1 protein-coding gene is annotated in these 1634 nt (G+C 78.2%); it reads left to right on the forward strand.

Features of this window, described 5'->3' with window-relative positions; all coding sequences use genetic code 11:
- The coding region (locus tag CKO13_RS12030) for an excinuclease ABC subunit UvrA (RefSeq protein ID WP_476702781.1) at positions 1-1435 on the forward strand (1435 nt) is incomplete at its 5' end.
- Positions 1436-1634 lie beyond the last annotated feature (199 nt).

The raw sequence follows: 1634 nt of genomic DNA on the forward strand, positions 1-1634 counted from the left end.
CGTCGGCCTCGGCTACCTCACCCTCGACCGCGCGGCGCCGACGCTCTCCGGCGGCGAGGCGCAGCGCATCCGCCTGGCGGCGAGCCTCGGCGCCGGGCTGCAGGGGGTGTGCTACGTCCTCGACGAGCCGACCATCGGCCTCCACCCGCGGGACAACGGCATGCTCCTCGGCGCCCTGCGCGAGCTCGCCGCGGCGGGCAACACGGTGGTGGTCGTCGAGCACGACGAGGAGACCATCCGCAGCGCCGAGCACCTCGTCGACCTCGGCCCCGGCGCCGGCCGGCGCGGCGGCCGGGTGGTCGCCGAGGGGAATCTGGCGGCGCTGACGGCCAGCGGCGAGTCGCTGACCGGCCGGGCGCTCGCCGACCCGCCGCGCCACCCGAGCCGGCCGCGCCGCACGGGGGCGGAGGCCGGGGTGCTGGCCGTGCGCGGCGCCCGCCGCCACAACCTCCAGGGCGTCGACGCCGAGCTGCCGCTGGGCCGGCTGGTCTGCGTCACCGGCGTCTCCGGCTCCGGCAAGTCGAGCCTCGTCCGCGAGGTCCTCGAGCCGAGCGTCCGCGCCCGGCTCGGCCGCCGGTGGGGCGGGCGCCGGCCGGCGCCGGTGGGCTGCCGCGCCCTCGAGGGCGCCGAGCGCCTCGGTCGGGTGCTGGAGGTGGACCAGAGCCCCATCGGCCGCACCCCGCGCTCCTGCCCGGCGACCTACGTCGGCGCCTGGGACCCCATCCGCCGGCTCTTCGCCGGCACCGAGCAGGCCCGGCTGCGCGGCTGGGACGCCGCCCGCTTCTCCTTCAACACCGCTGGCGGGCGCTGCGAGGCGTGCCGGGGGCAGGGCACCCGGACCCTGGAGATGCACTTCCTCCCCGACGTCCAGGTCCCCTGCGAGGCGTGCGGCGGCACCCGCTTCGAGGCGGAGACGCGGGAGGTGCGCTACGCCGGGCTGAGCATCGACGAGGTCCTGGCGCTGAGCGTCGAGGAGGCCCGGGAGCGCTTCAGCGCCCACCCGCGCATCCGCCGCGCCCTGGGGCCGCTCGACGACCTCGGCCTCGGCTACCTGAGCCTGGGGCAGCCGAGCCCGACGCTCTCCGGCGGCGAGGCGCAGCGGCTCAAGCTCGCCGCCGAGCTGGCCAAGGCCCAGGGCCGGCGCGCCGCCCCCACCCTCTACCTGCTCGACGAGCCGACGGTGGGGCTGCACATCGCCGACGTCCAGCGCCTGACCGACGCCCTCCACGCCCTCGCCGACGCCGGCCACACCGTGGTGGTCATCGAGCACAACCTCGACGTCGTCGCCGAGGCCGACCACGTGCTCGACCTCGGCCCCGAGGGCGGCGAGGCCGGCGGCCAGGTGGTGGCCAGCGGCACGCCGGAGGCGGTGGCGGCGGCGCAGACGCCGACGGGGCGGGCGTTGGCGGGGTTCCTGGCGAGCCGAGCTGGGTGAGCAGGGCGGCGATCGAGCTGAGCAGGGCCCCGAAGAAGGTGCCACCGCTCCAGGATCTTTAGGAGGAGGTCGCCTTGCGCAGCGCCTCGGCGAGGGCCGTCTGCGGGGCCTGCCCGCCGCCGTCCTTGCCCGCCTCGCGGCCGCCGCCGCGCCGGCCCTTGCCCTTGCCGCCGCGGCCCTTGCGGCGGCAAGGGCAAGG

It is taken from the genome of Halorhodospira neutriphila (assembly GCF_016584055.1).
Lineage (GTDB): Bacteria > Pseudomonadota > Gammaproteobacteria > Nitrococcales > Halorhodospiraceae > Halorhodospira > Halorhodospira neutriphila.